At 62.0% G+C, this 25,742-nt stretch carries 26 protein-coding genes; 12 read left to right on the top strand and 14 right to left on the bottom strand.

What is annotated here, in order from left to right; translation table 11 throughout:
• Positions 1 to 15 precede the first annotated feature (15 nt).
• The 5 genes from hisC to GDV60_RS10950 are packed head-to-tail and all read right to left on the bottom strand — an operon-like array spanning position 16 to position 7,076.
• A complete protein-coding gene (gene hisC / locus GDV60_RS10970; protein WP_159907146.1) occupies positions 16 to 1,137 on the bottom strand; it encodes a histidinol-phosphate transaminase in 1,122 nt (373 codons plus the stop codon).
• A 14-nt stretch (positions 1,138 to 1,151) separates the two neighbouring features.
• Positions 1,152 to 2,543, bottom strand: a complete 1,392-nt coding sequence (locus GDV60_RS10965) for an MATE family efflux transporter (protein ID WP_159907144.1) — start codon at positions 2,541 to 2,543, stop codon at positions 1,152 to 1,154.
• The gene (locus GDV60_RS10960) at positions 2,531 to 3,535 is read right to left on the bottom strand and encodes a hypothetical protein (RefSeq protein WP_217695067.1); all 1,005 of its coding nucleotides are present in this window, start codon (positions 3,533 to 3,535) and stop codon (positions 2,531 to 2,533) included. Before GDV60_RS10960 ends, GDV60_RS10965 begins: the two co-directional genes overlap by 13 nt.
• 30 nt (positions 3,536 to 3,565) lie before the next feature.
• Complete coding sequence (locus GDV60_RS10955) at positions 3,566 to 4,912, bottom strand: alanine racemase (RefSeq protein WP_029293010.1); 1,347 nt, start codon at positions 4,910 to 4,912, stop codon at positions 3,566 to 3,568.
• Positions 4,913 to 4,916: 4 nt separating this feature from the next.
• The gene (locus GDV60_RS10950; RefSeq protein WP_081041736.1) at positions 4,917 to 7,076 is read right to left on the bottom strand and encodes a TonB-dependent siderophore receptor; all 2,160 of its coding nucleotides are present in this window, start codon (positions 7,074 to 7,076) and stop codon (positions 4,917 to 4,919) included.
• A gap of 179 nt (positions 7,077 to 7,255) precedes the next feature.
• Between GDV60_RS10950 and GDV60_RS10945 the strand changes: the two genes are divergently transcribed.
• On the top strand, positions 7,256 to 7,624 hold the full coding sequence (locus GDV60_RS10945) for a cupin domain-containing protein (protein ID WP_159907142.1): 369 nt from the start codon (positions 7,256 to 7,258) through the stop codon (positions 7,622 to 7,624).
• Here GDV60_RS10945 and GDV60_RS10940 read toward each other — a convergent pair.
• The gene (locus tag GDV60_RS10940) at positions 7,621 to 8,184 is read right to left on the bottom strand and encodes a helix-turn-helix domain-containing protein (RefSeq protein WP_029293015.1); all 564 of its coding nucleotides are present in this window, start codon (positions 8,182 to 8,184) and stop codon (positions 7,621 to 7,623) included. The genes GDV60_RS10945 and GDV60_RS10940 overlap by 4 nt on opposite strands.
• A 92-nt stretch (positions 8,185 to 8,276) precedes the next feature.
• On the opposite strand from GDV60_RS10940, the gene GDV60_RS10935 reads away from it, so the two are divergent.
• The 7 genes from GDV60_RS10935 (at position 8,277) to GDV60_RS10905 (ending at position 15,456) form a co-directional block, all read left to right on the top strand.
• Positions 8,277 to 9,200 (top strand): DMT family transporter, encoded by a 924-nt coding sequence (locus tag GDV60_RS10935; RefSeq protein ID WP_104912094.1) that lies wholly within the window; start codon positions 8,277 to 8,279, stop codon positions 9,198 to 9,200.
• A gap of 180 nt (positions 9,201 to 9,380) precedes the next feature.
• Positions 9,381 to 12,308, top strand: a complete 2,928-nt coding sequence (locus GDV60_RS10930; RefSeq protein ID WP_159907140.1) for a monovalent cation/H+ antiporter subunit A — start codon at positions 9,381 to 9,383, stop codon at positions 12,306 to 12,308.
• Complete coding sequence (locus tag GDV60_RS10925) at positions 12,308 to 12,652, top strand: Na+/H+ antiporter subunit C (protein ID WP_003202835.1); 345 nt, start codon at positions 12,308 to 12,310, stop codon at positions 12,650 to 12,652. Before GDV60_RS10930 ends, GDV60_RS10925 begins: the two co-directional genes overlap by 1 nt.
• Positions 12,649 to 14,331, top strand: a complete 1,683-nt coding sequence (locus GDV60_RS10920; protein WP_029293029.1) for a monovalent cation/H+ antiporter subunit D — start codon at positions 12,649 to 12,651, stop codon at positions 14,329 to 14,331. Before GDV60_RS10925 ends, GDV60_RS10920 begins: the two co-directional genes overlap by 4 nt.
• Positions 14,328 to 14,816, top strand: coding sequence for a Na+/H+ antiporter subunit E (locus GDV60_RS10915; protein WP_070995240.1), 489 nt, complete (start codon positions 14,328 to 14,330; stop codon positions 14,814 to 14,816). The genes GDV60_RS10920 and GDV60_RS10915 overlap by 4 nt, the downstream gene beginning before the upstream one ends.
• A complete protein-coding gene (locus tag GDV60_RS10910; protein ID WP_003211751.1) occupies positions 14,813 to 15,091 on the top strand; it encodes a K+/H+ antiporter subunit F in 279 nt (92 codons plus the stop codon). Before GDV60_RS10915 ends, GDV60_RS10910 begins: the two co-directional genes overlap by 4 nt.
• Positions 15,088 to 15,456 (top strand): Na+/H+ antiporter subunit G, encoded by a 369-nt coding sequence (locus GDV60_RS10905; RefSeq protein WP_029293034.1) that lies wholly within the window; start codon positions 15,088 to 15,090, stop codon positions 15,454 to 15,456. The genes GDV60_RS10910 and GDV60_RS10905 overlap by 4 nt, the downstream gene beginning before the upstream one ends.
• A gap of 138 nt (positions 15,457 to 15,594) precedes the next feature.
• Here GDV60_RS10905 and GDV60_RS10900 read toward each other — a convergent pair whose 3' ends face one another.
• Positions 15,595 to 16,032: a DUF3995 domain-containing protein gene (locus tag GDV60_RS10900; RefSeq protein ID WP_070995239.1), complete on the bottom strand. Its 438-nt coding sequence runs from the start codon at positions 16,030 to 16,032 to the stop codon at positions 15,595 to 15,597.
• 90 nt (positions 16,033 to 16,122) lie between these two features.
• Here GDV60_RS10900 and GDV60_RS10895 point away from each other — a divergent pair, with 90 nt between their 5' ends.
• Together GDV60_RS10895 and GDV60_RS10890 are read left to right on the top strand one after the other, a co-directional pair.
• Entirely contained in the window at positions 16,123 to 16,512 is a 390-nt protein-coding gene (locus GDV60_RS10895; RefSeq protein ID WP_070995238.1) for a DUF2946 family protein, read from the top strand.
• 95 nt (positions 16,513 to 16,607) lie between these two features.
• A complete protein-coding gene (locus GDV60_RS10890) occupies positions 16,608 to 18,722 on the top strand; it encodes a TonB-dependent siderophore receptor (protein WP_159907138.1) in 2,115 nt (704 codons plus the stop codon).
• A gap of 131 nt (positions 18,723 to 18,853) precedes the next feature.
• Here GDV60_RS10890 and GDV60_RS10885 read toward each other — a convergent pair whose 3' ends face one another.
• The 3 genes from GDV60_RS10885 to GDV60_RS10875 all read right to left on the bottom strand — a co-directional run bounded on the left by GDV60_RS10885 (position 18,854) and on the right by GDV60_RS10875 (position 20,632).
• A complete protein-coding gene (locus GDV60_RS10885; RefSeq protein ID WP_159907136.1) occupies positions 18,854 to 19,870 on the bottom strand; it encodes an ABC transporter substrate-binding protein in 1,017 nt (338 codons plus the stop codon).
• 115 nt (positions 19,871 to 19,985) lie between these two features.
• Positions 19,986 to 20,183 carry a hypothetical protein gene (locus GDV60_RS10880; RefSeq protein ID WP_029293044.1) on the bottom strand — a complete coding sequence of 66 codons (198 nt, stop codon included), beginning with the start codon at positions 20,181 to 20,183 and terminating at the stop codon, positions 19,986 to 19,988.
• Positions 20,183 to 20,632 carry a hypothetical protein gene (locus GDV60_RS10875; protein ID WP_029293046.1) on the bottom strand — a complete coding sequence of 150 codons (450 nt, stop codon included), beginning with the start codon at positions 20,630 to 20,632 and terminating at the stop codon, positions 20,183 to 20,185. Before GDV60_RS10875 ends, GDV60_RS10880 begins: the two co-directional genes overlap by 1 nt.
• Before the next feature lie 388 nt (positions 20,633 to 21,020).
• Between GDV60_RS10875 and GDV60_RS10870 the strand changes: the two genes are divergently transcribed.
• Both GDV60_RS10870 and GDV60_RS10865 read left to right on the top strand, forming a co-directional pair.
• Positions 21,021 to 21,287 (top strand): hypothetical protein, encoded by a 267-nt coding sequence (locus tag GDV60_RS10870; protein ID WP_133715746.1) that lies wholly within the window; start codon positions 21,021 to 21,023, stop codon positions 21,285 to 21,287.
• A gap of 67 nt (positions 21,288 to 21,354) precedes the next feature.
• On the top strand, positions 21,355 to 21,591 hold the full coding sequence (locus GDV60_RS10865) for a DUF2789 domain-containing protein (protein ID WP_159907134.1): 237 nt from the start codon (positions 21,355 to 21,357) through the stop codon (positions 21,589 to 21,591).
• A 7-nt stretch (positions 21,592 to 21,598) separates the two neighbouring features.
• Here the strand turns inward: GDV60_RS10865 and GDV60_RS10860 are convergent, their stop codons facing one another.
• From GDV60_RS10860 to GDV60_RS10845, 4 genes are all read right to left on the bottom strand, one after another.
• Complete coding sequence (locus tag GDV60_RS10860) at positions 21,599 to 21,802, bottom strand: hypothetical protein (protein WP_159907132.1); 204 nt, start codon at positions 21,800 to 21,802, stop codon at positions 21,599 to 21,601.
• A gap of 125 nt (positions 21,803 to 21,927) precedes the next feature.
• Entirely contained in the window at positions 21,928 to 23,148 is a 1,221-nt protein-coding gene (locus tag GDV60_RS10855; RefSeq protein ID WP_371128919.1) for a methyl-accepting chemotaxis protein, read from the bottom strand.
• A gap of 630 nt (positions 23,149 to 23,778) precedes the next feature.
• Entirely contained in the window at positions 23,779 to 24,183 is a 405-nt protein-coding gene (locus GDV60_RS10850) for a TraR/DksA C4-type zinc finger protein (protein ID WP_010173153.1), read from the bottom strand.
• 512 nt (positions 24,184 to 24,695) lie between these two features.
• Positions 24,696 to 25,733 carry an ABC transporter permease gene (locus tag GDV60_RS10845; RefSeq protein WP_029293056.1) on the bottom strand — a complete coding sequence of 346 codons (1,038 nt, stop codon included), beginning with the start codon at positions 25,731 to 25,733 and terminating at the stop codon, positions 24,696 to 24,698.
• Between the last annotated feature and the right edge of the window lie 9 nt (positions 25,734 to 25,742).

Here is a 25,742-nt window from a genome sequence, read left to right as displayed (position 1 = left end):
AAACCGGCGCGGCGCTTATCCGGCCAGGGCCGTGACGGCGCGTTGCAGGCTGGCGAGAAACGCCTGGTTTTCGTGGGCCAGGCCCAAGGACACGCGGATGAAACCGCTGTACCCAGACTCACGCCAGGCCTTGACGATGATCCCGTCCTTGAGCAGTTCGTCGACCACTTCCAGGGCGTTGCAGGCGGTATCGATAAACAGGAAATTGGCCTGGGACGGCGCCACGCGAAACCCCGCAGCCTGCAACCCTTCAGTCAGGCGTCGGCGCTCGCTGGCGACAAACTCGCGGCTGCGCTTCACATGGTGCGGATCGAGCCAAGCGGCCTTGGCCGCCTCTTGGGCCGCTTGATTGACGTTGTACGGTGTGCGCACCCGGTGCAGCGCATGGATGAGGCTGGGGTGCGAAGCGATGCCATAACCGATCCGCAGCCCCGCCAACCCATAGGCCTTGGAGAACGTGCGCAGGATGATCCACGGCCGCGACTGTGCGCCGAGGATCGCCAGCGCATCGGCGCCGTCCTCGACGAATTCGAAGTACGCCTCGTCGATCACCAGCAAGGTGTCGGGATGGGCGGCGGCAATCAGGGCCGTCAGCTCGGCACTGGACAGCGCCGTGCCCACCGGATTGCAGGGGGTGCTGAGCATCAACAGCTTGGCCGGTTGCTTGAGCGCCGTGCTCCAGGCGTGCAGGTTGACGCTGAAGTCTGGGTTGAGCGGCACCTTGTCCACCGTCGCCCCCATCATCAGCGGCAGGCTTTCATGCAGGCTGAAACAGGGTTGCTGGGTGACTACCCGGTCCTGGGGATCAAGCAGCGCCAGGCACAACAGTTCGAGGATGTTTTCTGAGCCATTGCCGAGGATCAGCCTGGCGGGATCCACATCCAAATGCCCGCCGATCAGTTGCCGCAGCGCACGGCCTGTGGGGTCGGGGTAGCGCGCAAGCCCTGCCCCGCCCTGTTGCGCAAGCATTGCCGCGGCTGCCGGCGACATGCCCAGCGGGTTTTCGCAGTTGGACAGTTTGGTCACCGTGGGCGTACCCAACTGACGTGGATCGGCGCCCGGATCATACAGGGGCAAGCGCCGCACACTGGGCCGCACCAGCGCCTCAATGCGCTGTGCGGGGTTGTCTTGATGCATGGAACACCTCCTTGTTATGACAGTGCGATGGCGCCCGCGCGGTCCAGCGCCTTGAGTTGCCGTTCAAACGAGATGATCAGCAGCAACGCCGTGGCCGCCAGGCCAATCGCCAAACCGGCCCATACGCCAAAGATCCCGTAAGGGCTGACAATGCCCAGTAACCAGGCAGCGGGCAGGCCCACCAGCCAGTAGCCGAACAGTGAAATCCGCAGCGGCCCCGCCGTATCGCCAATGCCGCGCAGGATGCCGTTGCCGATGTTCTGGCTGGCGTCGAACACCTGCAGGACGATGGCGATCAACAAACCGGTGGTCGCCAGGCGCACGGCATCCAGGTTGTTGGCGTGTTCGGTGCTGATAAACAGGCCGATCACCTGTTCGGGCAGCAGCGCGTAGGGAATCGCAAACAGCAGCATCACCAGCACCCCGAGGCCCAGCCCCAGGCGCCCCAGTTGCCGGGCGCGCTGATACTGCCCGGTGCCGCAGGCCTCGCTGATATGGATGGAAGCGGCATGGGAGATCCCCGCCGAGAACATGAACACGATGTAGATGATCTGGTTGAGCACCGTCTGCGCCGCCAGCGCTTCCATGCCCAGGGTGCCGATCAGCAAGGTCAGCACGCTGAAGAACCCAGCCTCGCTGGCGTAGGTCCCGGCAATCGGCAGGCCGAGCTTCCACACCGCCTTGAGCGCGTCCGGCGAAAAGCGCAAGTGCGCAAGCGTGAAGTAACCGGCCAGGCGCCGATGGGTCAGTACTACCGCGAGGAACATCAGGAACGACAGCAAGAACACCACCGCGCTGGTGATCGCCACCCCCGCCAGCCCATAGGCCGGCAGGCCCAGTTTGCCGAACACCAGCACGTAGTTCAGGGCCGCCGTGAGAACGATCGACACCAAGGTGATCGCCAGCAACGGGCCGGGGAATTTGAGGCCGACCGTGAAGTGGCGCAGCGCCTGGAACCACAGGCACGGCAACAGGCCAGGGGCAATAATCAATAGGAAGTCCATGGCACCGGCCACTACGCTGGCGTCCTGGCCGAGCCATGTCAGTGGTTGGCGCAACGCCAACAATACGCCCATAAACACCAGGCCACTGACGGTGGCCCAGAACAGGCCCGCCACCAGCAGCGCACGCACTTGAGCCTCATCGCCCCTTGCGTTGGCTTGCGCCACCAGATTGCTGACGCCCGTGACCAGCCCGGTGCCGGTGGTGCGCAACTGGTTGAACAGTGCGAGCGCCAGGCCACCGGCGGCCAACTCCTTGGCGCCCAGGGTGCCGAGCACCACGATATCGATGGTGGTCAGGGCCACATACGCCAGGTTGGTCAGGATCAGCGGCAGTGCCAGCAACAGCAGCGCCCGGCTGTCGGCGCGCCAGGCGCCAGGTTGTGCGGGATTCAGGCCGACCATAGCTGGACCCTCTGCCCACGGTTCTGCGCCAGCGCGCGATCGGCCATCAAGCGGCCGAGGGCGACATCGGTCACCACCATGCCGCTGTTGTAGGCAAACACCACATCATCGGGATGGCGCCGTGCGGGCGCCCGGCCCAGGAGGATATCCGGCAGTTCGGCGTCCACCTCAGGCAGGCTGCCATCGGCGGCCGCCAGGTCGGCGCTGGTGACCTGCATTTGCGCGGTATCGGTGGCGATGCGGTAGTCGGCGCCGTGTAGCACGTCGGCATCGATGCCATAGCCCACCAGCACCGCCACCGCGCCAGGCTTGAGCCAGGCACGCTGTACTTGCTGGCGCGCCGAAAGCCCGGCCACGCCGAGGATGATATCGGCCTCGCCCGCCGCAGCCTGCAGGTCATCGACCACGATCACATCGCGCAGCGGGTAGTGTTTGTGCAGGTTTTCGCGCACCGCACGCAAGCCCTCGGCGTAGTGCCCGTAGACATACAAGCGCTCCAGGTCAGGCATGGCCGCCAGCAACATCGGCAAGGCGATCTGGCCTTGCACACCGGTACCCACCACCAGCGCCGTGCGAGCATCCGGGCACGCAGCCCTGGCCATCAGTGCCGAGGTCGCCGAGGTGCGCAGCGGACCGAGCTTGACCACGTCCATCAGGGCAATCGGGTGGCCGGTGCGGTCATCACACAGGAAGATAAACGAGTGGAACTGATAGGCATCGCGGGTGCGTTGCGGATCGTGTTCGTACACCACCTTGAAGCCCACCGTGTGGCTGGCGCCATCGCGGCCGACCATCGAGTAGCTGATGGAGCGGCGGTCAGCCGGCTCGACAATGGTCTTGAGCGGGTTCTGCGAATCGCCGCTGCGCAAGGCTTTGTACGCCTGCTCGACCACCTGCAGGACTTCGCGGTAACTCACGCCCAGGTCTTCGAGCGCGGCCTGGGGGAGCACCCATAGATCGGCGGGGGCCGCGGCTTTTTTCAAACTGTTCACTCAAGACTCCTTGTGGAAGGGTTTGCACGCTCAAGCCAGGCTGTCCAGCTTCCAGCGCAGGTGTCGGTTACGCAGCTCCAGCACCACTTTGTGTGGCAAGGGGGCTTCGTGAAAGGGCGACTCGTTGGAGTCCATCTGATAGCCGGCGGTATTGAGGTAGATAAGCAAGTCACCCGCCTGGATCGGGTAATCGAAGGCGACCTTGCGCCAGGTCAGCATGTCTGACTCCAGGCAGGTGGCCCCGCCGATGCAGGCGACAAAGGGCGACCGCGCCCGCGGTGTGGCCGGCAGCAACAGTGGGTCGGGCAAAAATTCGCTGTTGAACCACTGCTCGGAGAGGTTGAAGCTGCTGCCCTGCACAGTGACCAGTGCATAGCCGTCGCTGGCGCTGCGGTCCTTGACGCCCTGCACGCGGAACACGCTGATGCCGGCCTGGTCGAGCAAGGCGCGGCCGGGTTCGATGAGCAGCCGCACGCCGTATTCGATGACTTTTTGCGCCAGGCTCAGGCCGGGGCTGACGGGTGTGGCGAGGATGTCGTCGAGGGCCTCGGCGCCGGCGCGCGGCGCACCATAGGGGTAGAAACCGGCGAAGCCCTTGTCGCTGTGATAGCGCTCGGCGCAGTCCTCGGCCATAAAGGCCTGCCATTGCGCCGGGTCGACATAGCGCACGGCAAAACCACCGCCCAGGTTGACGGTGCGGCAATTATCCAACTCACTGGCCAGGCACAGGTCGACCAGGTGGCTGGCGACTTGCGCACGCTGTTCGGTGTCGTAGCCGCCCAGGTGAAAAGAAAAGCCTTGCAGGTCCAGGTTCGCCGCATGTTGGCGGCAGAACATCAAGGCCTGGTCGCACTCCCGCGCATTGAGGCCGAAACGGCTGTGGGGCTGGTTGCTGGGGCAATAACGCAGCAACAGATGCGCCCGTTGTCGCAGGGATTGGGCCAGCTGTTGGATACGCAGCAGTTCCTCCAGGGAGTCCACCGCCAACAGGCATTGATGGCTCAGGCTCAGCCCCAGCAATTGATCGCTCTTGCGCGGGCCGGACACGCCGATATCACTGCCGGCGACCCCGCCCGCCAGGGCCTTTTGCAGCTCACCGACGCTGGCTACATCCACGCCAATCGCACACTGGGCGCAGGCCTGGATAAAGCAGTTGGCCTTATTGGCCTTCTTCGCAAACAACAAGCTGCCGCGCGTCTGGGCCTGGGTAAAGCTGTGCTGGAAGGCTTCGACATTGGCGTGGAATACCTGCGGGCACAGCAGATGCAGCGGCGAGCCGAGACCGTCAACCAGCTCGGTCAACGTGCCCGGATGCTGCTCAAGCAAGCGCTCGACCCACAGGTGGCGCAGGCCGGGTAATGAGCTGGAATAAGTCATGGTTCTAGAACTCGAACTTGGCCGAGAGGAATACTTCGCGCTCACGCCCTACATCCAGCCCGCCTTGATAGTAGGCACTGGCGTAGTAGTACTTGTTGGTCAGGTTCTTGCCGTGCAGGCGGTAGGTCACGGGGGTATCCGCCAGTTTCGAGCGGTAGCTGACACCGGCGTCGAGCAAGGTATAGCTGGGGATGTAGCCGCTGTTCTGCGCATCCACCGGGCGGCTGCCGACATAGCTGACGGTGCTGTCCAACGATAGGCCGGGCACGGCGGCCACCCTATACAGGGCACCGACCGCGCCTTTCCACTTGGGCACGCTTTCGGTGCGCTTGCCTTCTACCGTGACGTCATCGACATCTTCCATGCGCGTGGACAGGTAAGCCGCATTGGCGGTGAGGGTCAGGGCATCGGTGACGCGGTTGGACAGGGTCAACTCGGCGCCACGGTGATGGTATTCGCCGTTGCTGACATAGGTGTTGCTGGTGTTCAGGTAACTGGCCCGGCGCCGGATATCGAACACCGCCAGGCCCAGGTTCAGGCGCTCATTGAGGTCCAGCTTCAGGCCCACCTCGTACTGCTTGGACTCGATGGCATCGGTGGGCTGGTTGGCGTTGCTCGCGTTGTAGGGGGCGTAGTCACCCTTTTCAAAGCCTTTGGAGTAGCTGACGTACGTCATCAGGCTGTCCCACGGCCGGTAGATCAGCGCGGCACTGGGCACGAACACGTTATGGCTTTGCGAGGGCGCGATGGCCGACAGTTCATCGGCGCGGTACCAGATATAACGCCCGCCGAGCATCACCTGGAATTGTTCGGTGAGGGAAATCAGGTCGCTGGCAAAGACCGAGGTTTCCTTGATGGAGGACACAAAGTCGGTGGGCCGCTCGGGGCCGAAATGCCACTTGGGCGGGTTGACCGGGTGCAGGATGTTGCCTACCGAGACGTCGCCGATGCCAATGCCCGCAGTGCCGCTGTCCACCGAATCCCAGAATGGGCTGACATCCTTGAACTGTTTGTAGCCGGTGCCAAAGAACACGTCGTGATAGATGTTGCCGGTGGCGAACTTGCCGGCCAGGTAAGACTGCAGCGACCAGGTGCTGAACACTTCACCACGGGACACGTAAAAGTCGGCCGAGCCAATGTCCCCGTTGGGCTTGATCCCGAACAGATCGTTGTAGCCGCCATGGCGCTCGACCCGCGAGTAGTTGCCCTGGGTCACGGAGGTCCAGTTGTCATCCAGTTCGTACTCGAACTTGGCGTCAAGGTTGGCGCCCTCGGTCTGGTGACGGAACCAGGAGCCAGTCAGCAGATCCCGGCGATTGACCTTGGGCGGCAGTACATAGCTGGAGGGGTCCAGCGGGTTGGCCCGGCCACTCTGGTCGGCACGCAGCAACGGGTCGGAGACCGTGGACTTGCGTGACCAGTCGGCGTTCAGTTGCAACAGCGCACGGTCGCTCAAGCGAAAGTCGGTGGCCAGGCCGATAAACTTGCGCTCCATGTCGCGGGCGTGATCGAAGTCACCGTTTTTTTCGTAGCCGGCATTCAGGCGATAGCCAAAGGCGCCGTCGTTGAATGAGTCGCTGGTATCAATCGCCACGTAGCGGCCGAGCAATGACGAGCCCTGTACGCTGACATTGAGCAGCGGCTCCAGGGTCGGGCGCTTGAGGATGTAGTTGATGGTGCCGCCCGGCGAGTTGAAGCCGTAGAGGAAACCCGACGGGCCCTTGAGCACATCGATGCGCTCGACGTTTTCCAGGGGCACATCGTGGTGCGGGGCCAGGGTCAGGCCGTCGCGGCGGATGGTGTTGAAGTTATCCATGGCAAAGCCGCGCAGGCGGAAGTTGTCAAAGCCGCTGCCGCCAGACGAGCTGAGCACCGAAGGGTCGAGGCTCAGCACATCCACGGCGGTGCGCGCGGAGCTGTCGGCGATGGTCTTGCTGGAATAGCTCTGGATGGCCAGGGGGATTTCCATGGCGTCCTTGGCGCCGAAACCACCGGCATTGACCTCCAGCGCCTTGTTCAGCGGCGCGCTGACTTGGGTGGCTTCAAGTTCGGTGACTGACTCTTCGCGTTCCTGCGCCGCTACGGGCACGCCGGGAAGCGAGGACAGCACGCCCGCCACCAACAATGTTGAAAACCGCGGAGCTATCCCGTGCAACTGGTTCATCTGCAATCCCTTGAGCCGAAAATAAACAAGCCGACCTCAGGCTTGGCGGCACATGAGAATCGTTATTGATAGATACAATATAACGTTTCTATTGAGCTGACAATCGCACGATCATTCAATACCGGTTTTCGCGTTGCACTTAAGGTCAGGCCTTTCCCGAATCAACGGAGATGACTGCCATGCCCGCCTACACCGCCATCAACTTTGCGCACAAATACAGCCTGTTCAGCGAGCAATGGACGCCCAAGGTCGTCGCACAGATGAACGACTACCAATTCAAGGTGGTAAAGATCGAGGGGGATTTTGTCTGGCACAGCCACGCGGATACCGATGAGACGTTTATCGTCCTCGATGGCGTGCTGCGTATTGATTTTCGCGATGGCGCGGTACAGATCGGCGCCGGCGAGATGTTCGTGGTGCCCAAGGGCGTGGAACACAAGCCGTATGCCGAGGGCGAGGTGAATTTACTGCTGGTCGAGCCCTGTGGGGTGTTGAATACCGGCGATCAGGGCGGCGAGCGGACCATGCTCAATGATGTGTGGGTCTAGATCACCACATTGCGGATAAACCGCACCGCCACAGGCCCCTCATTGCGATAGGCATGGGGCTGGTGGCTGGGAAACATGAAGAACTCACCGGCGGCGATGATGGTTTCGACGTCGTCCACCACCAGGGTCAGGCTGCCTTCGAACACGAACAACTGTTCGCTCCAACCCTCCAGGTCGGGATCCGGGCAATAGCGGTCGCCCGGTTCCAGGCGCCACTCCCACAACTCGACCTCGCGCCGGGCGGTGGCCTTGGCCAGTAATACGGCCTTGCTGCCCTCGATTTCGCCGGCCCAGGCCAGTTCGTTGATGCGGCTGTGGTCACGGGCGTCGGGCGCCTGGATCAGGTCGCTGAAGGCCACGTCCAGGGCTTCGGCCACGCGGTCGAGGGTGGACAGGCTGACGTTCTTTTCACCCGCCTCGATGGCCACCAACATGCGCCGGCTGACCCCGGATTTTTCCGCCAGGGCGGTCTGGCTCAGTTCGGCGGCGTGACGCAGGCGACGAACATTCTGGCTGACGTGCTGCAGAACCGAAGCCCGTTGCGAATTTTCTTTGTGCACTATATTGCTCACTCGGTGGGTTTGCGCAGTATACTGCCCAGCTGCGGCGCATTGTGCGTTCCGCGCCCTTCCTGTGCAAGACCAGAGCCGCCATGACCACCTCGACCGCCTCCCCGCTGTTTTCCCGCTTCAGCAAAGCCGAATGCGTGCTCGTGCTGATCACTATGATCTGGGGCGGCACCTTTATCCTCGTGCAACACGCCATGACCGTCAGCGGGCCGATGTTCTTCGTCGGCCTGCGTTTTGCCGCGGCGGCGCTGGTGGTCGGCCTGTTTTCCCTGCGCAACCTGCGTGGCCTGACGCGATTCGAGCTCAAGGCCGGCGCGTTCATCGGCACGGCGATCATGTTTGGCTATGGCCTGCAAACCATTGGCCTGCAGACCATCCTCAGCAGCCAGTCAGCGTTTATCACCGCGCTCTACGTGCCGTTTGTGCCACTGCTGCAATGGCTGGTGCTGGGACGCCGTCCGGGGTTGATGCCGAGTATTGGCATTATGCTGGCCTTCGCCGGCTTGATGCTGCTGACGGGGCCGGCCGGCGCATCGCTGAATTTCAGCCCCGGCGAAATTGCCACCCTGATCGGCGCCATTGCGATTGCCGCCGAAATCATCCTGATCAGCGCCTATGCCGGCCAGGTGGATGTGCGCCGGGTGACGGTGGTGCAACTGGCCACTGCGTCGCTTCTTTCGTTCCTGCTGGTAGTACCGACGGGCGAGGCATTGCCGGACTTTTCCTGGGTACTGCTGTTCAGCGCGGTGGGCCTGGGCCTGACCAGTGCGGTGATTCAACTGGCGATGAACTGGGCGCAGAAAAGCGTCTCGCCGACCCGCGCCACTCTGATCTATGCCGGTGAACCGGTATGGGCCGGGGTGATCGGGCGGATCGCCGGTGAGCGCTTCCCGCCAATTGCAATGCTCGGGGCGGTGTTGATTGTGGCGGCGGTGATTGTCAGCGAGATGAAAACCCGGCAACAGAAATCCAATGGTAGGAGCGAGCTTGCTCGCGAAGAGCGTTAACGATGACGCGGGTAACCTGATGGCCCGCAGCGCTCTCAGGTTTTTCGCGAGCAAGCTCGTTCCTACAGGGACAGATGGGCGTTTTCGGTCCATCTTGTAGGATCCTGCCACAGGTTGCCGTTTGGTAATCCGGTTTCCGGCACGTATGATGCATCCCAAACCACCGCAGATTAGAAGCCTATGTCCCTGATAGTTCTACTGCTTCTGCCTTTCATCGGCAGTTGTCTGGCGGCCTTGCTGCCGCACAACGCACGTAACACTGAATCCCTGCTGGCCGGCCTTGTGGCCCTGGTCGGTACTGTACAAGTCGCCCTGCTCTACCCCCAGATCGCCGACGGTGGCGTGATCCGCGAAGAGTTCTCCTGGCTGCCCAGCCTGGGCATGAACTTCGTGTTGCGCATCGATGGCTTTGCCTGGCTGTTCTCGATGCTGGTATTGGGTATCGGCAGCCTGGTGTCTTTGTACGCCCGTTATTACATGTCGCCGGATGACCCGGTGCCGCGTTTCTTCGCGTTTTTCCTGGCGTTCATGGGCGCGATGCTCGGGTTGGTGATCTCCGGCAACCTGATCCAGATCGTGTTTTTCTGGGAACTGACCAGCCTGTTCTCGTTCCTGTTGATCGGCTATTGGCACCACCGTTCCGATGCCCGCCGTGGCGCCTACATGGCGCTGATGGTGACCGGTGCGGGTGGGTTGTGCCTGCTCGCGGGGGTGATGCTGCTCGGCCATGTCGTCGGCAGTTACGACCTGGACCAGGTGCTTGCCGCCGGTGACCAGATCCGTGCCCACTCCCTCTACCCCATTCTGCTGGCGCTGATCCTGATCGGCGCCCTGAGCAAAAGCGCGCAATTCCCCTTCCACTTCTGGCTCCCCCACGCCATGGCCGCACCGACTCCCGTGTCGGCCTACCTGCACTCGGCCACGATGGTGAAGGCCGGCGTGTTCCTGCTGGCCCGCCTGTGGCCTTCGTTGTCGGGCAGCGAAGAGTGGTTCTGGATAGTCGGTGGCGCCGGCGCCCTGACCCTGTTGCTCGGCGCGTACTGCGCGATGTTCCAGAACGACCTCAAGGGCCTGCTGGCCTACTCCACCATCAGCCACCTGGGCCTGATCACCCTGCTGCTGGGCCTCAACAGCCCGCTGGCCGCCGTCGCGGCAGTGTTCCATATCCTCAACCACGCCACATTCAAGGCCTCGCTGTTCATGGCTGCGGGCATCATCGACCACGAAAGCGGCACCCGGGATATCCGCAAGCTCAGCGGCCTGGTACGCCTGATCCCGTTTACCGCGACCCTGGCCATGGTCGCCAGCGCCTCCATGGCCGGGGTGCCATTGCTCAATGGCTTCCTGTCCAAGGAAATGTTCTTCGCCGAAACCGTGTTTATCTCCTCCACCCAATGGGTGGAAATCGCCCTGCCGGTGATCGCAACCATCGCCGGCACCTTCAGCGTGGCCTATGCCCTGCGCTTCACCGTGGATGTGTTCTTCGGCCCGGCCGCCACCGACCTGCCACACACGCCCCACGAACCGCCGCGCTGGATGCGTGCACCGGTGGAATTGCTGGTGTTTACCTGCCTGCTGGTGGGGATCTTCCCGGCCCAGGTGGTGGGCTCGATCCTCGCCGCTGCCGCCCTGCCGGTGGTCGGCGGCGTATTGCCCGAGTACAGCCTGGCGATCTGGCACGGCTGGAACGCACCGATGATCATGAGCCTGGTGGCCATGACCGGTGGGGTGGTCCTGTACCTGCTGCTGCGCAAGCAACTCAAGCGCGGGCGCTTCAAGTACCCGCCGATCATCAGCTACTTCAATGGCAAGCGCATGTTCGAACGCTGCCTGGTGGTGATGATGCGCGGCGTACGCAAGATCGAGAAACGCATCAGCACCAAGCGCCTGCAGACCCAGTTGTTCCTGCTGGTGCTGGTGGCGGTGATCGCCGGGATGATCCCCATGCTGGGCAACAGCCTGAGCTGGGGCGACCGGCCGAAAATCCCGGGCTCCATCGTGTTCGTCACCCTGTGGCTGCTGGCGATTGCCTGCGCCCTGGGCGCCGCCTGGCAAGCCAAGTATCACCGGCTGGCGGCCCTGACCATGGTCAGCGTCTGCGGCCTGATGACCTGCGTGACCTTTGTGTGGTTCTCCGCGCCAGACCTGGCGTTGACGCAACTGGTGGTCGAGGTGGTAACCACGGTCCTGATCCTGCTGGGCCTGCGTTGGTTGCCACGACGGATCGAAGAGGTCTCGCCACTCCCCAGTTCGTTGCGCAAGGCACGCATTCGCCGGCTGCGCGACTTGCTGCTGTCCACGGTGGTCGGTGGCGGCATGGCGCTGTTGTCCTATGCAATGCTGACCCGCCAGACCCCCAACGACATTTCCTCGTTCTACCTCAGCCGCGCCCTGCCTGAAGGCGGCGGCAGCAATGTGGTGAATGTGATGCTCGTCGACTTCCGGGGCTTCGATACCCTGGGCGAGATCACCGTGCTGGGCGCCGTGGCCTTGACGGTGTACGCGCTGCTACGCCGTTTCCGTCCGCCCAAGGAAAGCGAGCAGTTGCCCGCGCAACAGCGCCTGTTGGCACCGGATGTGGACACCGACCTGGTCAACCCGCGCCAGGCCAGCGACACCGCCCTGGGCTTCATGATGGTGCCCGCGGTGCTGGTGCGCCTGCTGCTGCCGATTGCCCTGGTGGTGTCGTTCTACCTGTTTATGCGCGGCCACAACCAGCCGGGTGGAGGGTTTGTCGCCGGCCTGGTGATGTCGGTGGCGTTTATCCTGCAATACATGGTCGCCGGCACCCAGTGGGTCGAGGCCCAGATGAACCTGCGGCCGATGCGCTGGATGGGGTTCGGCCTGCTGTCGGCAACCTTGACCGGGCTTGGCGCGCTGTTCTTCGGCTATCCGTTCCTCACCACCAGCACCCTGCACCTGAGCCTGCCGGTGCTGGGCGATATTCATATCGCCAGCGCGCTGTTCTTCGACGTCGGCGTGTACGCCATGGTGGTCGGCTCGACTCTGCTGATGCTCACCGCCCTCGGTCACCAATCGGTGCGGGCCCATAAACCCGGCAACCAGGCGAAAGCCGCCGCCACACCCGCACAAGGAGCTGCCGCCTGATGGAAGAAGTCATCGCAATTGCCATTGGGGTCCTGGCGGCCTCCGGCGTCTGGCTGGTGCTGCGGCCACGGACGTTCCAGGTGGTGATGGGCCTGTGCCTGTTGTCGTATGGGGTGAACCTGTTCATCTTCAGCATGGGCAGCCTGTTTATCGGCAAGGAGCCGATCATTAAGGACGGCGTGCCTCAGGACCTGCTCCATTACACCGATCCCCTGCCCCAGGCCCTGGTGCTGACGGCGATCGTGATCAGCTTCGCCATGACAGCGCTGTTCCTGGTGGTGCTGCTGGCCTCCCGGGGCCTGACCGGCACTGACCATGTGGACGGCCGGGAGCCCAAGGAATGAGCTGGATGAACCAACTGATCATCGCGCCGATCCTGCTGCCGTTGCTGACTGCCGCGTTGATGATGATGCTGGGCGAGAAACACCGCCCGCTCAAGGCCAAGATCAACCTGCTGTCGAGCATGACCGGCCTGGGCATCGCGATGCTGATGCTGTATTGGACGCAAAAAGGCGGCCCGGCCTCCATCGGCGTTTACCTGCCAGGCAATTGGCAGGTGCCATTCGGCATCGTGCTGGTGGTGGATCAACTGTCGGCCCTGATGCTGGTGCTCACCGGGATCATCGGCGTCAGCGCCCTGCTGTTCGCCATGGCTCGCTGGGACCGCGCCGGCACCAGTTTCCATGCGCTGTTCCAGATCCAGTTGATGGGCCTCTACGGCGCCTTCCTCACCGCAGATCTGTTCAACCTGTTCGTGTTCTTCGAGGTGCTGCTGGCCGCGTCCTACGGCCTGATGCTCCACGGCTCGGGCCGGGCGCGGGTGTCGTCGGGGCTGCATTACATCTCGATCAACCTGCTGGCTTCGTCGCTGTTTCTGATTGGCGCGGCACTGATCTACGGGGTCACCGGCACCCTGAACTTTGCTGACCTGGCACTGAAGATCCCGCTGGTGCCGGAAGCCGATCGCGGCCTGCTGCATGCCGGCGCGGCGATCCTCGCCACCGCCTTCCTGGCCAAGGCCGGCATGTGGCCGCTGAACTTCTGGCTGGCACCGGCCTACTCCTCGGCCAGCGCCCCGGTGGCGGCGATGTTTGCGATCATGACCAAGGTCGGCGTGTACACCGTGTTGCGCCTGTGGACCCTGCTGTTTTCCGGGCAGGCCGGCGCCTCGGCACTGTTTGGCGGTGACTGGCTGGTGTACGGCGGCATGGCCACCATCCTCTGCGCAGCCCTGGCCATGCTCGCCGCCCAGCGCCTGGAGCGCATGGCCAGCCTGAGCATCCTCGTGTCAGCCGGGATCCTGCTGTCGGCAGTGGGCTTTGCCCAGCCCAGCCTGACCGCCGGTGCGCTGTTTTACCTGGTCAGTTCGACCCTGGCCTTGAGCGCGCTGTTCTTGCTCGCCGAACTGATCGAACGCTCGCGCTCGGCCAATGAACTGCCCCTGGACGATGAAATCGAAGTGTTGCCACGGCCGGTGGAGTCCCTGCACCCGCCCAAGGGCACCAACCTCGATGATGAGCAAAAGGCCGTGGTCGGCCAAGTCATCCCCTGGACCATGGCTTTCCTCGGCCTGAGCTTTATAGCCTGCGCCCTGCTGATCATCGGCATGCCGCCGCTGTCGGGGTTCATCGGCAAGCTCAGCCTGCTCAGTGCCCTGATCAACCCGCTGGGCCTGGGCCATGCGGTGAGTGAGCCGATCCGCCCGGCAGCCTGGGGCCTGGTGGCGCTGTTGATCTTCTCGGGCCTGGCCTCGTTGATCGCCTTTGCGCGCCTGGGCATCCAGCGCTTCTGGACCCCGGAAGAGCGGCCGTCGCCGCTGCTGCGCCGCTTTGAGTGCGTGCCGATTTTTATCTTGCTGGGCCTGGCGATCGGCCTGACCTTCAAGGCAGAAATGCTCATGCGCTTTACCCAGGACACCGCCACCAGCCTCAATAACCCCGAGCACTACGTGATGGCCGTCATGGCCACCCGCCCGGTGCCCGGCCCGCAAGCCCAGGCCGCCGCCGTGGAGGTGCAGCCATGAAACGCCTGTTCCCTGCCCCGTGGCTGTCATTGGCATTGTGGATACTGTGGCTGGTATTGAACCTGTCGATCAGCCCCGGCCACCTGCTGCTGGGGGCGATCCTGGGCGTTCTCGCACCGCTGATGATGGCGCCGCTGCGCCCGTTGCCGATCCGGATTCGCCGGCCTTGGGTAATCATTCGCCTGTTTTTCCTGGTGGGTCGCGACGTGATCGTCTCCAACCTGCTGGTGGCGTGGGGCGTGCTGACCTGCGGCTCACGCCCGCCGCGCTCGCGCTTCGTCAAGATCCCCCTGGACCTGCGCGACGCCAACGGCCTGGCGGCGCTGTCGATGATTACCACAGTGGTCCCCGGCACCATCTGGTCGGAACTGGCCCTGGACCGCAGCATCCTGCTGCTGCACGTGTTCGACCTGGATGACGACGCGCAGTTTATCGAGCACTTCAAGCAGGCCTACGAACGGCCCCTGATGGAGATCTTCGAATGAGTGCCCTGCTCTCCAATGCGATCCTGTTCAGCCTGTTCCTGTTTTCCCTGGCCATGGTCCTGACCCTGGTGCGGCTGTTCAAGGGCCCCTCGGCCCAGGACCGGGTTTTGGCCCTGGACTACCTGTATATCCTGGCCATGCTGATGATGCTGGTGCTGGGCATTCGCTATGCCAGTGATACCTACTTCGAAGCGGCGCTGCTGATTGCGCTGTTCGGCTTTGTCGGCTCGTTTGCCTTGGCCAAATTCCTGCTGCGTGGTGAGGTGATCGAATGATCAATGTCAGTGAACTGCCACTGTGGGTGGAGATCCTCGTGGCGATCCTGCTGCTGCTCAGCAGCCTGTTTGCGCTGATTGGCGCGATCGGGCTGTTGCGGATGAAGGATTTTTTCCAGCGCATGCACCCACCGGCGCTGGCTTCGACCCTTGGCGCCTGGTGCGTGGCCCTGGCGTCGATTATCTACTTTTCGACCCTCAAGTCCGGCCCGGTGCTGCACGGCTGGCTGATTCCGATCCTGCTGGCGATCACCGTACCGGTGACCACCCTGTTGCTGGCGCGCACGTCGCTGTTTCGCAAGCGCATGGCGGGGGAAAATGTACCGGCCGAGGTCAGCAGCCGCAGGACTGACAGCGGTAGCTGATCCCTGTGGAATATACGCGGTAAAAAAATGTGGGAGCGGGCTTGCTCGCGAAGGCGGTGGGTCAGTCAAATATTTACCAACTGATCCACCGCCTTCGCGAGCAAGCCCGCTCCCACATTTGGCCCTGCATACCGTCAGTCAGGTCCAGGCGACGACCAACAGCCCCGTCCCCAACACCAGGCACAGCGGCGAGTAGAAAAACGTATCCAGCCGGGCAAACCGCGACCCACCGACCTTCTTGAAAAAGCCCACCAGCTCCGAATCACCAATTGCCCGTGCAAACATGATCAGGGCAATCGCGCTGATCCCCCACTGCAAAGCCTGATGCCCCACCGGCTGGAAAAACAGCCCCGCCCGCAGGCACACCAGCAATGCAATCAGCACCAGCCCCACCGCTACCAGGAAGGTGCCCAACGCCGACGGTTTGAACGCCGGGCGTGGCCCGCTGGCGAACTCGCCGGGCAGTTGCGGGATCGCCGCCGTACTGCCTAGCTTGCCACCCGCGGCCCAGTACACATGGACCATGCTGATAAATGCAAATACCCCGACGACCCATCTCGCAATAACAAAGCTCATGGCTGGATACCCCTTAAAAAGTCCGAAAGAGGATAGTCCTTTTCAGATTTTTTGCAGGCATTTAGTCGTCTGGTGATAAAGTGCCACCCCATGAAACTCGCCCGTGCCGACCGCTCGTTGATTGCCTGGATGCTCTATGGCTGCGTCCTGTTCAACGTGTTCGCCTGCAGTATTGGTCATGGGCAAATGGTCGGCATGCAGCTCAACGGCATTGGCGGCCAGTTCTGTACCGTAGACCCTCGCACCCAGGCGCCAGCCCCCGTAAACACGGGCGATGAGTCCCTGCCCACACTGTCCAAGGCCTTCGGTTGCCCGCTGTGTTCCACCGGCGGCATGGGCCCGGCGCTCAACTCCAGCCTTAACGTTGCGGTGCTGCCTCAACCCCACGCACCACCACCGGCGGTGGTGCTCACCGCAGACATTCCCGCCCGTTTTACCTGGCCTGCGGCTAATCCGCGCGCCCCACCCGCCTACGCCTGATCCCTGCGCTTTTTGATCCGCACACGTTGCTGTTTCCCCAGGGAAGCGCGCAAGGCTGTGCGCTGCTTGCAAGCCATGCTTTTCAGGATTTATCGATGAAACATTTACCACTATTGGCGGGCCTGTTCGGCTGCCTGCCTTTTTGCGCCTGGGCCCTTGAGTTGGCGCCCACCACCATTGACGGCGCCGCCGCCAACGAGCCGGGCCTGGCCCTGGACCAATCCAGCGGCATGGCCTCGCGCCTGGGCCTGAGCGTGCGGGAAACCCCGGCCTCAATCAGCATCGCCGACCGCGACGATATCGAGCGGCGTGGCGCCAAGACCTTCCAGGATGCGGCCAACACCTTGCCCGGGGTCAACGCCAGTGCGCCGCCAGGGTTCGGCGGGTTTATCTCCTATCGGGGATTTACCAGCAGCCAGATCACCCAGATGTTCAATGGCATCAACGTCGCCGGTGGCCTGGCACGCCCTGTGGATGCATGGATTTATGACCGGGTCGAACTGGTGGGCGGCCCTTCCTCGCTGATCAACGGCGCCGGCTCCGTGGGCGGCTCGCTGAACTACGTGACCAAGCTCGCCACCCGCGAAGAACAGGCCGTCGAAGGCCAGCTCAACTACGGCAGCTACGACACCACCGGCATCGCCCTGGGCCTGAACCACGCCCTGACCGACCCCGGCGCCGAGGTGCAGCACTACGCGCGCCTGGACGTCAGCCGCAACACCAACCACACGCATATCGACCGCCAGCAACGCGATGCCTGGAGCGTGGCCTTCTCCTTGCTCAGTGACTTGACGCCCAACCTGTCCCACACCCTGGCCCTGGAGTATCAGGATGAACACGAGGACAGCCCCTACTGGGGCACCCCAGTGCTCAACCCCAAGGCCGGCGAGCTGAAGATCGACAAGCACAACCGTTTCAACAACTACAACGTCGCCGATGGCCGCTACGAGCAACGCACGATCTGGGCCCGCTCGATCATCGACTACCGGATCAACGACAGCACCACCCTGCGCAACACCCTCTATCACCTCGACAGCCAGCGCGACTACCGCAACCTGGAGACCTACCAGTACAGCCCCGACAACAGCGTGGTGAACCGTTCGACGGCCTATCAGGTGCGCCATCAGGGCGAGCAGAACGGCAACCAGTTCGAGCTGCGCCATGACAGTAGCGTGTTCGGCCTGGCCACCACCTGGTCTGGCGGTTTCGAATACAAGGTCAACAGCACCACCGCCAGCCCGCTGAATGTGCCCGGCAAGAACGCAGTGGACCCGAACCACTACGACCCTGGGCATTTCTACGACCTTCCTGGCACCAAACCAGGCTTTATCAAGGACAAGACCACCGAAGTGACGACCAAGGCGCTGTTCGTCGAAAACCGCCTGGGCCTGACCGACCAGCTGTCGCTGCTGACCGGCCTGCGTTATGACGCCATCGACCTGGACGTGACCAGCCATCGCGACAATCAGCCTAACGTCAAACGCCGTTGGGAGCCGGTTACCGGGCGCGTGGGCTTGACCTACCAGTTCATCCCTGCGGCCAATGTCTATGTGCAATACAGCACCGCTGCCGAACAGCCCACCAGCACCACCCAGGTGTTTGATGTCTCCACTGGCAAGCAATGGGAGGTGGGCAGCAAGTTCGATTACCTGGACGGGAGCGGCTCAGCCACCGTTGCGGCCTACCACATCGAACGCAAGGACTTTGCGGTGACCGACCCACAAGACCCTACCCGCAGCCTTGCGGTGGGCGCGCAGTCGTCCAAGGGCATCGAGTTGGCCAGTTCGTTGCGCATCACTCCCAAGCTGTTGGCAGAGGGCAACTTCGCCTGGGTCGACGCGCAATACGATGACTTCAACGAGAAAATCGCCAGCGGTGCGGTGGTGTCGCGCAAGGGCAATACCCCGACCAACGTGCCGAAACGAGTGGGCAACCTGTGGCTGACCTATGACATCACCCCGGCCTGGCAAGGTGGCGTGGACGCGCGGTACGTGGCGCAGGTGTACGCCGACAATGCCAACACCCTGACCGTGCCGGCATACACCCTGTTCGGCACGTTCCTGACCTACAAGGTCGATCAACACACCTCGGTGACAGGCCGGGTGCGCAACCTGACCAATGAGGTGTATGCGCAGTTTGCCCATGTGTCGCCAGCGTATTACCTGGGATCGCCGCGCACCTTTGAATTGGCAGTGCAGACCAAGTTCTAAGGCTGGAATGCGGTTAAACCTGTGGGAGCGGGCTTGCTCGCGAATGCGGTGGGTCAGTCTATACATCTGGTGACTGACACTGCGCATTCGCGAGCAAGCCCGCTCCCACATTTGGACCTTCATATCAAAGGTTATTTGAGGCTGGCTTCGACCTTGGCGGCCACGTCCTCTGTCAGCCAGGCCTTCCATACCTGCGGATGTTCCTTGAGAAACGCCTGCGCCACTTCACGGGGCGGGGTGTGTTTTTCGCTCATTTTCGCCAGGGCCTGGTTGAGCGGTTCAATCGGGAAATCGACCTTCTCAAAGAATTGCGCAATCTGCGGATACTGCTGCTGGAACGGCGTAGACACGCCAATGCTCAGCTTGGACGCCAACGAGCGCGTTGGCTTGGGGTTGGGGTTGTCGGCGTCGGTCAGGGTCTTCCAGGCCTCGGCGTCGAACGGTGGCTCCTCCAGCTGGATCAGCTTGTAGCGCCCCATCAGTGGCGTCGGCGACCAGTAATAGAACAGGATCGGCTTGCCACGGCGGATCGACGAGGCGATCTCGGCGTCCAGCGCCGCGCCAGAACCGCTGCGAAAGTTGACGTAGCTCTCGTCCAGGCCGTAAGCCTTGAGCTTCTGCTTATTGACCACTTCCGAGGTCCAGCCGATAGGGCTGTTGAGAAAGCGCCCCTTGCCCGGCGCTTCCGGGTCCTTGAACACGTCCTTGTAGCGCGCCAGGTCCGTGACGCTGCGCAGCTCAGGCGCCGACGCAGCGATGCCCTTGGCCGGGTCGCCCTTGACCACGTATTCAGGCACCCACCAGCCTTCGGTCGCGCCCTTGACGATATCGCCCAGGCCGACCACCTTGCCTTCAGATTCCGCCTTGACCCAAACCGGGCTGCGTCCCGCCCATTCCTCGCCGATCACCTGGATATCATTTTTGGCCAGGGCGGTTTCCAGGGTGATGGTGGTGCCAGGCAGCGTATCGGTGGGCAGGTCATAGCCCTTTTCGACGATAAACCGCAGAACTTCAGTGATCAGGCTGCCACTTTCCCAATTCAGGTCGGCAAAGTGAATGGGCGCCTGGGCAGCCGTTACCGGTGCGGCCGCCATCGACAGGCCCAGGGTGGTAAGGGACGCTGCCAACAGCGCTCGAATTGCTTTCATGCCTTTGAACCTCGCGTTTACACAGCCATGGCGGATGGCTTTGCTTTCACACCGCCAAAGCCCTGAACAATTAAGTCCACAGAACTGTAGTAGAGGTTCAAAGGGTTGCAGGTATTCAGGGCTGTTGGTGCAAACGCTGCAGCTCCCGGCGCACCATGCTGGCGTACTCGGCGGGCCGCAGTGCATAGAGTTGACTGGCGACCCAGTTCAACCAGGCGCCCTGCAGATCATCTTTGCGGGCAAGCAGTTCGGCGGCCTTGGCTTGGGCCTGCGCTTGGTGTTGCTGGTGAAACAGGGCCCGGCCTTCACTCATTATTCGCTGGCCTTGAAGCTCACCAGCTCACCCTTGCGCCACTTGGCGGCCTTGCCGGTCACGGCCTTGAGGGTTTTGCTCAGGCCTTCCTGCAATTGTTCATTGGCCGCGAACACCAGCATCACGCTGTGGCCTTCCTTGAACACAATGCCTTCGCCCTGCGCCGTGGAAACAAACGCGTAGTCCCCCAGGCCATAGACCGTCAACTTGATGTCGCGAAACTTCAGTTCGAACTTGCCACCTTCACGACTGGGCAGTACCGCCGCGCGAAAATGATCGCCGACCTTGAGTTCCAAACGGGGTTTGTCATCTACCACTAGCGCTGTTTCGGTATCGATTTCGGCAATGTAAATGCCTTCAGGGGTTTGTTCAGTGATGTAAACAAACCGCGACTGAAACTGTTTAACCAACTTCGCGCGCAAATCACCCAGCACGAACAATGCGTGCATATCCAGATTACTGACTGCCAAGGAAACGCCCCCACATCAAAAAAAGCGCTGCCCGCCAGGCAGACAGCACAAAAAAGGCCGATACGGCACGACACATTGAAAAAACATACTGAAGTTGATTCCCGCCAGACTCGTACAGCCTGGCCTGACAGGCCTTGTACAAGTCGTCAGGCAGTGCAGGAAATCACAGGTTTATCGGCCAGAGAACACTGGACGCCCCACTTCAGAGAATACCCCATTTGAAAGAGTGGTTTCCGACAGCCAAAAACAACGGAAAAACGTTGGATGGAACCGAACGTGGGCTGCCAACAACAATATTAGAACAGCAACACGGCTTAAAACCACCCGAAATGCTGCAAGCAGGTCAACAGATCGACAGGAGCTGGCCATGCAACGAGTTCAACGCCAACCGACACAGACTTCCGGCACCCTGCCCTGCAAGGATAGCGCGCTATTCTACAGCGTGTACGCCCATGGCGTGTGCGCAGGTTTTGCACTGTACCGGGTCGTCCCGGCCGGGAGGAATTTTTTCCATATCCTGGAAGTGCCCAGCGGCAGGATCAAAGGCTTTCGCAGCGATCACAACAAGGCCTGTGCCTTGGCCAAGGAGTTGGAAGCGCTTCTGGGCAAGACGTCCCGTCAAGGCGCGGCTTGAACAAATCGAACTATGCGCGCTGGTGCGCCTCCCATACCCGTAGAGACTCACTCTTTTGGAGAATGAAATGGACGCGCCCACCCATACCCTGCACGACCTGTTCGAACAATTGGGGCTGGAAGCCTCGCCGGCGGCAATCGATGGTTTTATCGATCAACATCCCCTGGCAGAAGATGTGAAGCTGATCGACGCCCCCTTCTGGAGCCCGCAACAGGCGCAGTTCCTCAAGGAAGAACTACGCGAAGATGCGGACTGGGCGATTGCCGTGGATGAACTCAACCAGCGCCTGCACCAAAACGTTTAACCGCCACTCAATGCAGGCGGTCGGATTGCTCCAGGTCCAGCAGTGCCTGCCAGGCGGCACGGCATTCCTGGGCTTCGTCACGGCTGGCGAAGGCCGTGCCGCGCTGTTCACCATTGAGCAACACCACCCAACAGGCCTTCAGGCCCAGCGCACGCAGGGTCTGTGGCACACCACTGCCAATCATCACCGCCACATCGACTTTGCTTTGCATGGAAGTTCTCCGCAGGATTAGTTAGCTAGCTAACAATGTGCAGCATCTTAAGCGGTTCCTTTCGCTGGAAAAAGCTATCGGCGTAAAAGCTTCCTTGCATAACGCGCAACAATCGGTGCCTGGGCCTAGCGCCCTTCGGGTTTGTAGCCCAGGCGCAAGCCACCCCAATGTCGGCCATTGACCATGATCGGCACCGACAGATCGTGCATCAGCTCCCCGGTATCGCGGGTATAGGTTTGCAACAGCACCGCCTGCTGGTGACTGCCGCAGCGAATCCCGGTGCGGTCTTCAAATTTGCGCTTGGTGCGATTGTTCACGGCGTCCACCGCAGCATCGCCGGTCAGCGCCTGGGAAAACGCCTTGTTGTGCGTCGGCACATAGCCCTGTGGCGTGCAGGCAATGGCGAACACCAAACCTTCGTGACGGGGCAGCAAGGCTTCCTGGATAGCCGGCAACACCTGGTCGGTGTAGCCGTCGAAACGGCTGTGGTATTTGGTTGGGTGGCTGTTGGCAATCGGGGTGTAGCTGCGATTGAACAAGTCATCGAGGCTGATGCGGTTCTGTTGGACATCCGCCTCGAACTGCGCGCCGATGCGGCTCGCGCCTTCGCGGGCCAGGTCGTAGATTCGTTGGTGATAGTCGTCCAGCCCGACTTCGGCCAGACGCTCGCTGATCGTTTCGGCCTGCCCTTCCATTTGCACCGCGGCCTCGGCCAACTGCTGGGTCTGCTGGTCGCTGACGGTCAAGTCGCTACGCATCTGCTCCACCGCGTGGAACAGGCTGTCGAGTTGCACCCGATTGGTCTCCGTGCCCTGGGCAATGGCGTTGACCTGGCCTTCCACGCCCGCCGCCAAGGTGGCAATGCTCTCCAGTTGCTCGCCGGCGTGCTCCACCTGCTCGACACCAGCCTGCAGATCCACGGACAGTTGGCGGATTTGCTCTACCACCTGCGCGGTACGCTGCTGGATATCAGCCACCATCACCCCCACTTCATCGGTGGCGGTCGCCGTACGACCCGCCAGCCCACGCACTTCATCGGCCACCACGGCGAACCCGCGCCCATGCTCGCCGGCACGGGCGGCTTCAATGGCGGCATTCAAGGCCAACAGGTTGGTCTGGCTGGCGATGGACTGAATCACCAGGGTCACGCGCTGGATCTCTTCGCTGCGCTGACTCAGGGCCTCGATCAATTGCCGGCTATCACTGGCGCGCTGGCTGAGTTGATGCATGCGGCTGATGGACTCCCCCAGCACCGCGCGCCCCTCGGTGCTGCGCTGATGGGCCTGGCCCGCCGCGCCGAGGGCTTCACGACTGAGTTGGGATGTCAGCTGCTCAGTGCCAATCATCACTTCGGCACTGCTGACAATTTGCTGGGCGGCGCCCAATTGCGATTGCACCCGGGCCGCCAGTTGCTTGACCGAATAGGCCACGCCAGCGGCTGACAACGCATTATGGCTGGTGGTGTAGGACAAATCGCGAGTCAACGCGCCCATGGCATCCTCGGCCACATCAGGCGCGAGGCTGCGCGGCGGTTTTTTCAGGCGCGGCAGCCAGACCAGCAGCAGGGCGACGGGTACGCAGAGGTAGAGCGACAGGTCGACAAACGCCAGGCCCAACAGGACCAGCACCAGGGCGATGCTTTGCAGGAGCGGTGTTACCCAGCCAGGCAGTTGGCGGCTCACCGCGTGCGGCGCCACGGCGGCGCCCATCAGAGATCCATCCCCGGCCATGCTTGTCACCCCACTGCTTGTCATTATTGTCTCTGCATTAAACGCCACTAATTAGCCATTATCTATGGGCCTTTGGTGTTAGGGCTTGCAGCAGATCAATAGACTGGGGGATGAGGTTGCTGACGCTCACCTGATGTAGGAGCGAACTTGCTCGCGAAGAACTCAGGGACAACACGTTTATCCAGAATACACGTGTAATCGTTGACGACTTTCGCGAGCAAGCTCGCTCCTACAGGGGCGGACAGATCAGGCTTGGCGCTGATGCTTGTCGATTTGCTCGTGGCGCTCTTGCGCTTCGATGCAGTATTTGGTGGTCGGGCTGATCAGCAGGCGCTTGAGGCCGATAGGCTCGCCGCTGTCGTCACACCAGCCAAAGGAATCTTCCTTGATCCGGCCCAGGGCCTGCTCAAGTTGCGGCAGCATGCGCTGGTCACGGTCGATGGCATTGACCAACCAGGTGCGCTCTTCTTCTACCGAAGCTGCATCAGCCGGGTCAGCCGGGGTATCCAGGCTTTCAATGGCGATGCGGTTCTGCTCAATGCGCTCGTGGTGCTCGACTTTCATGTCTTGCAACAACTGCTCGAAAAAAGCGTGCTGCTCGGCATTCATGTAGTCATCCGCCGGCATGGCCAGCAACTTTTCCTTTGTCATTGATTTCTCTATAAAAAATACGTGCATTAAGGCGAATAAGGGAGCGTTCCGGCCAACCTCTGCAGATCGGGGAAAGACGCCGTCCATTCCAAGCGCCACCCGGCACTCAATTTACGAGGGGCGGCAGTCTACGGCTGACTTGAGGGCGCAGCAACTGAAATGACAGGCAATTTGTCCGACATTCCCCCAAAAGGCACCAGGACGGGCTCGGCAGGCGGTTATCGGAGTGCGTTTATAGCAAGAAATTCAGTGTTGTGGAGCTATATAGAAGACAAACGGTTAGCGAACGGCTACCGGTGGACAAATGTAGGAGCGGCCGAGGTACCTACGCAACCTCTCCCGTGGCGAGCGGGCTTGTCGGAACGCCGCATCGCCCGCGCTGGGCGGCGAAGCAGCCCTAAACCCGGCCATCGTGGTTTATCTGAAGAAACGCGGCGGGCTTATTGGGGCTGCTTCGCAGCCCAGCGCGGGGCAAGCCCGCTCGCCACTACTGCGCTATCTGTCTGGATTGGTTAGCGCTTGAGCTTGCGCTTGTTGCGGTACTGGTCGATCACCACTGCCACCACGATGATCAGGCCCTTGATGATGTCCTGGATGTAGGCATCCACCCCCACGAAGGTAAACCCGCTGGCCATCACCCCGAGGATCAGCGCGCCAATCACCGTGCCGGTGATGCGCCCTACCCCGCCCGCCAGGCTGGTACCGCCGATCACCGCAGCGGCAATCGCGTCCAGCTCATAAGACATGCCCATCCCGGCCTGCCCGGTCGCCGCACGGGCCGAGGCCACCACACCGGCCAGCCCCGCCAGCAGCCCGGCGATGCTGTAGACGATGATCAAATGCCGCTTGACGTTGATTCCCGAGGTACGCGCCGCCTGCATATTGCCGCCGATGGCGTAGGTGTACTTGCCGTACTTGGTGTAGCGCAGGGCAATGTGGAAGATCACCGCCACCACCAGGAAAATGATCACCGGCATCGCGCCATGGCCGATGGCCGTGTAGGAATCCGACAGCATGCTCACCGGCTGGCCCTCGGTGTAATAGCGCGCCAGGCCGCGGGCCGACACCATCATGCCAAGGGTCGCGATAAACGGCGGGATCCCGGTAATGGCGATGATGCTGCCGTTGATCGCCCCCGCCAGCAGGCCCACGCCCAGCCCGGCCACCACCGGGATCCACACCGGCAAGTCCGTCAGCGATGGAAACACCGCGCGGGAAAAATCCGAAGTTTGCGCCAGGCTCGCGGCAATCATCGCCGACAGCGCCAGCACCGAGCCCGAGGACAGGTCGATCCCCGTGGTTATGATCACCTGGGTCACGCCAATCGCCAGCAAGCCGATGATCGACACCTGCAGGATCATCAGCACCAGGCGCTGGGAGTTCATCAAAAAGCTCTGGTCCCGCACGATCCAGCCAAACACTTCAAACACCAGGCCGATACCGATCAGCACCAGGAAAATGCTCAACTCGGTCGGAAACCGCCGCCGACTCTTTACCGGTGCCGTGGCGGGCTTCTTTTCCTCGGGTTTGCTTTCCAGTATTGCGTTCATTACCCGTCA

This window comes from Pseudomonas sp. DTU12.1 (assembly GCF_009873475.1).
GTDB classification, from domain to species: domain Bacteria; phylum Pseudomonadota; class Gammaproteobacteria; order Pseudomonadales; family Pseudomonadaceae; genus Aquipseudomonas; species Aquipseudomonas proteolytica.
Note: the sequence above shows the minus strand (reverse complement) of the source record. Positions and strands in the feature narration are given on the sequence as shown.

Coding starts and splice junctions, on each gene's coding strand:
- hisC (WP_159907146.1), bottom strand. CDS start 1,137: ATGCATCAAGACAACCCCGCACAGCGCATTGAGGCGCTGGTGCGGCCC.
- GDV60_RS10965 (WP_159907144.1), bottom strand. CDS start 2,543: ATGGTCGGCCTGAATCCCGCACAACCTGGCGCCTGGCGCGCCGACAGC.
- GDV60_RS10955 (WP_029293010.1), bottom strand. CDS start 4,912: ATGACTTATTCCAGCTCATTACCCGGCCTGCGCCACCTGTGGGTCGAG.
- GDV60_RS10950 (WP_081041736.1), bottom strand. CDS start 7,076: ATGAACCAGTTGCACGGGATAGCTCCGCGGTTTTCAACATTGTTGGTG.
- GDV60_RS10945 (WP_159907142.1), top strand. CDS start 7,256: ATGCCCGCCTACACCGCCATCAACTTTGCGCACAAATACAGCCTGTTC.
- GDV60_RS10935 (WP_104912094.1), top strand. CDS start 8,277: ATGACCACCTCGACCGCCTCCCCGCTGTTTTCCCGCTTCAGCAAAGCC.
- GDV60_RS10930 (WP_159907140.1), top strand. CDS start 9,381: ATGTCCCTGATAGTTCTACTGCTTCTGCCTTTCATCGGCAGTTGTCTG.
- GDV60_RS10925 (WP_003202835.1), top strand. CDS start 12,308: ATGGAAGAAGTCATCGCAATTGCCATTGGGGTCCTGGCGGCCTCCGGC.
- GDV60_RS10920 (WP_029293029.1), top strand. CDS start 12,649: ATGAGCTGGATGAACCAACTGATCATCGCGCCGATCCTGCTGCCGTTG.
- GDV60_RS10915 (WP_070995240.1), top strand. CDS start 14,328: ATGAAACGCCTGTTCCCTGCCCCGTGGCTGTCATTGGCATTGTGGATA.
- GDV60_RS10910 (WP_003211751.1), top strand. CDS start 14,813: ATGAGTGCCCTGCTCTCCAATGCGATCCTGTTCAGCCTGTTCCTGTTT.
- GDV60_RS10905 (WP_029293034.1), top strand. CDS start 15,088: ATGATCAATGTCAGTGAACTGCCACTGTGGGTGGAGATCCTCGTGGCG.
- GDV60_RS10900 (WP_070995239.1), bottom strand. CDS start 16,032: ATGAGCTTTGTTATTGCGAGATGGGTCGTCGGGGTATTTGCATTTATC.
- GDV60_RS10895 (WP_070995238.1), top strand. CDS start 16,123: ATGAAACTCGCCCGTGCCGACCGCTCGTTGATTGCCTGGATGCTCTAT.
- GDV60_RS10890 (WP_159907138.1), top strand. CDS start 16,608: ATGAAACATTTACCACTATTGGCGGGCCTGTTCGGCTGCCTGCCTTTT.
- GDV60_RS10885 (WP_159907136.1), bottom strand. CDS start 19,870: ATGAAAGCAATTCGAGCGCTGTTGGCAGCGTCCCTTACCACCCTGGGC.
- GDV60_RS10880 (WP_029293044.1), bottom strand. CDS start 20,183: ATGAGTGAAGGCCGGGCCCTGTTTCACCAGCAACACCAAGCGCAGGCC.
- GDV60_RS10875 (WP_029293046.1), bottom strand. CDS start 20,632: ATGCACGCATTGTTCGTGCTGGGTGATTTGCGCGCGAAGTTGGTTAAA.
- GDV60_RS10870 (WP_133715746.1), top strand. CDS start 21,021: ATGCAACGAGTTCAACGCCAACCGACACAGACTTCCGGCACCCTGCCC.
- GDV60_RS10865 (WP_159907134.1), top strand. CDS start 21,355: ATGGACGCGCCCACCCATACCCTGCACGACCTGTTCGAACAATTGGGG.
- GDV60_RS10860 (WP_159907132.1), bottom strand. CDS start 21,802: ATGCAAAGCAAAGTCGATGTGGCGGTGATGATTGGCAGTGGTGTGCCA.
- GDV60_RS10855 (WP_371128919.1), bottom strand. CDS start 23,148: ATGATTGGCACTGAGCAGCTGACATCCCAACTCAGTCGTGAAGCCCTC.
- GDV60_RS10850 (WP_010173153.1), bottom strand. CDS start 24,183: ATGACAAAGGAAAAGTTGCTGGCCATGCCGGCGGATGACTACATGAAT.
- GDV60_RS10845 (WP_029293056.1), bottom strand. CDS start 25,733: ATGAACGCAATACTGGAAAGCAAACCCGAGGAAAAGAAGCCCGCCACG.